Source organism: Anaerolineales bacterium (assembly GCA_022866145.1).
Lineage (GTDB): Bacteria > Chloroflexota > Anaerolineae > Anaerolineales > E44-bin32 > PFL42.
The window spans coordinates 1-5466 of the sequence record JALHUE010000023.1 but is presented as its reverse complement, the minus strand read 5'-3'; the positions used below and the strand labels follow the sequence as shown (position 1 = coordinate 5466).

The following is a 5466-nucleotide window of genomic DNA, read 5'->3' as shown; positions in this document are numbered from 1 at the left end:
GCGGACGAGCGGATCGCCGGCCTCGGCCGTGATCCGACGGTAGATCAGCCAGCCCACCCCCAGCCCGCCAAGCGAGACCACCAGCGAGGTCAGCAGCGGCACGAACGAGAGGCCGGCCGCGTGACCCCCCTCGGCAGCCAGCATGGATGCCAGGAACTCCTCGATCCACGGCGGCACCAAGCCGCCGATCACAGGAAAATCTCCCTTGATCCCCACCCAGCCAACGGTCACGGCGAAGAAAGCCAGGAGGATCAGGGGCGCAGTCATGGTCCAGGCGGACTCGTGGGCGTGCTCGGCAGCGGAAGTCCGGGGCTGGCCGAGGAACGTCAGGCTGATCTGGCGCATGGTGTAGAACGCCGTCAGCAGCGCCGCCAGCGCCAGCACGACGAAGACGGCCGGGTTCTGCGCGTGGGCAACGCCCAGGATCTCGTCCTTCGACCAGAAGCCGGCGGTGACGATCGGGAAGCCGGCCAGGGACAGCCCGCCGAGGAGGAACGTCCAGAAGGTGATCGGCATTCGCTTGCGCAGACCGCCCATATTCAGCATGTCCTGCGGGTCGACGTGCTCCTGCGTCTTGTGGATCCCATGCTCCATGCCGTGGATGACCGACCCCGAGCCGAGAAACAGCAGGGCCTTGAAGAAAGCGTGGGTGATCAAGTGGAAGGTGGCGGCGACGAAAGCGCCGATCCCGACTGCGGCCACCATGAAGCCCAGCTGGGAGATCGTCGAGTAGGCCAGCACCCGTTTGACGTCGTTCTGGGCGACGGCGATGGTGGCGGAGAAGATGGCGGTGAAGGTGCCGATGACGGCGATCACCGTCATGGTCGTCGTCAAGCCGCCGCCCGGCTCGAAGCCGACCGTCAGCAATGGGAACATCCGCAGCAGCAGGTAGACACCGGCCGAGACCATGGTGGCGGCGTGGATCATGGCCGAGACCGGGGTCGGGCCTTCCATGGCGTCGGGCAACCAGACGTGCAGCGGGAACTGGGCCGACTTGCCGACGGTGCCGATGAAGATCAGGATCCCGATCAAGGCCGCCGCCGAAAGCCCGAGCACCGCCGGCGTCGATGCCAGTTGATGCAGGACCTCTTCATTGTTCAAGATGGCGCGGAAGTTCAGCGTGCCGGTTGCCGAGTACAGGTAGGCGATACCCAGCAGGAAGAAGACGTCCCCGACGCGGGTGGTCATGAAGGCCTTGACCGCCGCCCGCTTGGCCGAGTCCTTGGCGAACCAGAACCCGATCAGCAGATACGAGCACAGGCCCATGATCTCCCAGCCCATGAAGAGCAGGAGCAGGTTGTCGGCCAGGACCAAGACCAGCATCCCGAAAGCGAACAGAGCGATGAAGGCGAAGAAGCGGGCGTAGATCGGATCGATGCCGCCGGCGTGCGGCGGCAGGCCGGGCTTGTCGGCCGGATCGCGCCGGTGGCGGTAGTTGTGATAGCCGATGCTGTAGACAAAGATCGCCAGGCAGGTCCAGACCACAAAGAACAGCGTGACGGCAGTCAGCGGATCGACCAGGATCCCGAATTCGATCCAGCTGGTGCCGGTGGGGAGCCAGGGCACGGCGGAGGTGATCGGGTGTTGCGCCAGGCCCTCCGTGGTGACAGCGGTGATGAACAGCGCCATACCCATGGCCCACGAGATGAGCATCGCCCCCACCGCAACGAAGTGGCTCAGGCGGTTGCTGCGGTTGGTGAACAGGAGGATGGCGAAGAAAGCCAGGACCGGTGGCAGGGGGATGAGCCAGGCAAGGAGTTCGACAGGCATGACCTCTCCTACCACTTCAACAGGTCGATCTCTTCTGCCACCACCGTTGTCCGGCGGCGGTAGACCGAGATGATCAGCGCCAGGCCGACGGCCGCCTCGGAGGCGGCGACGGCGAAGACCATGATGGCAAATGCCTGACCGGCGATCTGGGCCGGGGTGACATAGCGCCAGAAGGCGACTAAGTTGATGTTGACGGCGTTGAGCATCAGCTCGATCCCCATCAGGATGGCGACCGCGTTGCGGCGCGCCAGCACCCCGTATACCCCGAGGCAGAACAGCCCTCCGGCCAGCGCCAGGTACCAGGAGAGCGGGATCACTCCTCACCTCCCTCGGAGGCGGCATCCGGAGGACGGGCGACGAAGATCGCCCCGATCAGCGCCGCCAGCAGCAGGACCGAGGCCAGCTCGAACGGCAGCACATAGCCATCGACGCTGACCAGCGCCAGCCCCAGCTGCCGGAGCGAATCCCCCGGCGCTTCGGCCGGCACCCCGGCGGAGGCTGCCGGTTCCGAGACCACCAGCAGCAGGATCCCCGCAAACAGGCCCACGGCGATCAGCCCTGCCAGCCACCAGCGGCGGTTGGTCTGCGGGCCGGTGTCATCCATCGAGCCCCGGGTGAGCATCACGGCGAAGATGATCAGGATGGCGATGGCGCCAATGTAGATCACCACCTGGACGATGGCCAGGAAAGCGGCATTCAGCAGCACAAACAACACCGACACGCCGGCCAACGTCAGCACCAGCCACAGGGCGGCGTGGACCAGCTTGCGGGTCGTGACCACCATCAGGGCCGACAGCAGGGTGACGGCGCCGGCCAGCAGGAAGATCAGCTTGAGGGGTTCCATCGATCGCGCACTCTCTCGCCAGGGTGTGTCAGTGGGCTGCCGCCGGCCTGGCTTCCACCGCGGCCGGCAGGCCCTTCGCCTGATCCGTGCGGCGCTGGAAGCGGGCATAGGCTCGGACCGACAGCAGGATGACGGTCACCGCCGCCGCATTGGCCAGGATCAAGACCAGCGCTCGGTTCCAGCCGGCGGCGGCCGACATCTTGTCGACCAGCGCCGTCAGCATCAGGATGCCCAGCGCCACTGGAGTCAGGAACTTCCAATTGAAGCCCAGCATCTGGTCGATCCGGACGCGCGGCAGCGTGGCGCGAATCCAGACGATCAAGAACCAGATCGCCAGCGTCTTGAGCAGGAAGTAAACGAAGCCGAGCAGGGGATAAGCCTCGGCGCCCGGCCCGCGCCACCCGCCCAGGAAGAGTGTGGCAACCACGGCCCCGATGGTAAACGAGTGCAGGAACTCTGCTACGAAGAACATCCCAAAGGCCAGCGCCGAGTACTCGATGTTGAAGCCGGCGACGATCTCCGACTCGGCCTCCAGCAGATCGAAGGGCGCCCGGCCGTTCTCGGCGATCGAGGTCACCAGAAACACCAGCGCCGCAACCGGCGCCATCACGATGAACCACATCCCGGCCTGGGCATCAACGATGCCCACCAGGCTCATGGACGAGGCCAGGATGACGGGCACCAGGAGTACCAACACCATCGGAACTTCGTACGAGACCAGCTGGGCCACGCTGCGGAAGGCTCCGATCAGGGCGTACTTGTTGTTGGACGACCAGCCGGCCATCATGATCCCCAGTGTGCCGATGGCACCGATGGCCACGATGTACAGGACGCCCACCTCCAGGTCCGTTCCCACGACCCCCGGCGCCATCGGGATGACGGCCCAGATCCCCACGACCGACAGCACCACCAGCAGGGGCGCCAGCAGGTAGACCACCTTGTCGGCGTGAGTCGGGATGATGATTTCCTTGCCGATCAGCTTGACGAAATCGGCAACCGTCTGGAAAACGCCCCATGGCCCAACCCGGTTCGGCCCCAGACGGTCCTGGAAGCGCGCCAGCAGCTTGCGCTCTCCCCAGATCAAGAAGAAGGTCGAGACCAGCAAGACCGTGGCCAGCACCGCCGCCCCCACAAAGCGCAGCGTGGTTTGCGCCCAGACGGCGGTCATCCCCAGGCTGAGCAGCAGCCTCGTCAGCTGGGCGTACACCCAAGCGAACGGATCAGCGATCATTCGCAGACTCCCACAGGCAGGCAAACGAATGGCTGATCTCCCGATCAGCCATTGCCCTTCACTTGCTGGGTTAGACCCACTCGAGGCTGCCCTTGCGCCAGGCGTAGATCAGACCGGTCGCCAGGATGGCCACAAACAAGATGCCTTCCAGGACCATGTACATCTGGAGCTGATTGTAGGCCGCCGCCCAGGGGAACAGAAACACGGCCTCAACCTCAAAAACCACGAACACCAGGGCGTACACGTAGTATTGGGCCTTGAACTGCACCCAGGTGCTGCCGACGGTCTCGATGCCGCACTCGTAGGTGTCACCCTTCAGCTTGTTGGGCTTGCGCGGGCCGAGCAAGAAACCCATGGCGACGGCGACAGCAGGGAGCAGGAGACCGACCGGGACTAGGAAGGCGATGAAGACCCACTGATCCAGCATCCGCGCTCCTCAAAAACGGGCGCTGAGGCCCGTTTGCGCCCGCAAAGCCAGGCGGGCGGTGACTTTGGGAAGTTTATCACGCTTCCAGGGCAGCGTCAAAATCGGCACTGTTGAGCCAGTTCTGGCGCCCGCTCGAAGCCCACCCCCGCCGCTCCCAGCGCCCCCCGCCCTGCCGTTCCAGCCACCTGGCGCCAGCCCCGCGTGCGCGCCCGCCCACTGCGGGGCCTGGACGGCCGAGGCCCAATCGCGTGGCCTCCAGATAGCCGGCTGCCGGTTCTTCCCGGTGTGTGACGATTTCTCCCGCCACGGCCGCCACAACCCTGGACGTATAATCTCCCCATCAGGAGGAACCGTCGTGCAGGCTTCACCCCGCCTGCCGCAACCCGGCGAATGCCCACGAACAAACCCTTGACGATCGGGCATTGGGCGATCCTTCTCGTCGTGGCTGCTGCCGGCGGGATTGCCTTGCTCCAGGTCACCCCCCATGGGCTTGGGATCTCGACGGATTCGGTAGCTTACATCGGGGCGGCCCGCAACCAGGCCGCCGGTTTGGGGCTGGTGCGGCTGTCGGGGGGCGGCGAGGTCAAGCCGATGACCCACTTCCCTCCGCTGTATCCCCTGATCCTCTCAGGCCTCCAACTGATGGGGCTCCCCGTCCTTGGCGGCGCCAGGGTCCTCAGCGCAACGGCCTTCGCCGCCAGCGGGTTCCTCGTCGGATTCCTGATCCTGCGTTGCTCGCGGTCCTTCCTGGCAGCCCTGGTCGGCACGGCGCTGTTCGTCGCTTCCCCGCACATGCTCGAGGTCCATACCTGGGCCATGACCGAGGGGCTCTACATCTTCCTCGGCCTGGGCGCCATGGTGCTGCTGGTGGGCTACGGCGAGTCGCATCGGCGAGCGCTGTTGCTCGCCGCGGCGTTGGCTGTGGCTGCTGCGTACCTGACCCGCTACGTGGGCGTCTCACTGCTGGCCGCGGCCGCCCTGTATGTCGCACTGCAACCCGGGCCGGTCCGCCGGCGATCCATCGACCTGGCCGCTCTTCTCACGATCGGGTTGCTGCCGATGGCCGGTTGGATGGCCCGCAACCTGATCCTGACCGGGTCGCCCACGAACCGGACGCTGCAATTCCACATTCCATCAGCAGACACCGTTCGGGACGGTTTCGTGGTGGTCTGGCAATGGCTTGTCCCGTACCAG

At 65.6% G+C, this 5466-nt stretch carries 6 protein-coding genes; 1 reads left to right on the top strand and 5 read right to left on the bottom strand.

Annotated elements, in window-relative coordinates; translation table 11 throughout:
* From nuoL to ndhC, 5 genes are all read right to left on the bottom strand, one after another.
* On the bottom strand, positions 1 to 1770 hold a 1770-nt coding region (nuoL, locus tag MUO23_00810), incomplete at its 3' end, for an NADH-quinone oxidoreductase subunit L (protein MCJ7511491.1).
* An 8-nt stretch (positions 1771 to 1778) separates the two neighbouring features.
* A complete protein-coding gene (gene nuoK / locus MUO23_00805; protein MCJ7511490.1) occupies positions 1779 to 2087 on the bottom strand; it encodes an NADH-quinone oxidoreductase subunit NuoK in 309 nt (102 codons plus the stop codon).
* Positions 2084 to 2614 carry an NADH-quinone oxidoreductase subunit J gene (locus MUO23_00800; GenBank protein MCJ7511489.1) on the bottom strand — a complete coding sequence of 177 codons (531 nt, stop codon included), beginning with the start codon at positions 2612 to 2614 and terminating at the stop codon, positions 2084 to 2086. The genes nuoK and MUO23_00800 overlap by 4 nt, the downstream gene beginning before the upstream one ends.
* Positions 2615 to 2642: 28 nt before the next feature.
* A complete protein-coding gene (gene nuoH, locus MUO23_00795) occupies positions 2643 to 3845 on the bottom strand; it encodes an NADH-quinone oxidoreductase subunit NuoH (protein ID MCJ7511488.1) in 1203 nt (400 codons plus the stop codon).
* 70 nt (positions 3846 to 3915) lie between these two features.
* Positions 3916 to 4272, bottom strand: coding sequence for an NADH-quinone oxidoreductase subunit A (gene ndhC / locus MUO23_00790; GenBank protein ID MCJ7511487.1), 357 nt, complete (start codon positions 4270 to 4272; stop codon positions 3916 to 3918).
* A gap of 390 nt (positions 4273 to 4662) precedes the next feature.
* Between ndhC and MUO23_00785 the strand changes: the two genes are divergently transcribed.
* Positions 4663 to 5466, top strand: an 804-nt coding sequence (locus MUO23_00785) for a phospholipid carrier-dependent glycosyltransferase (protein ID MCJ7511486.1), incomplete at its 3' end; no start/stop codon positions are given.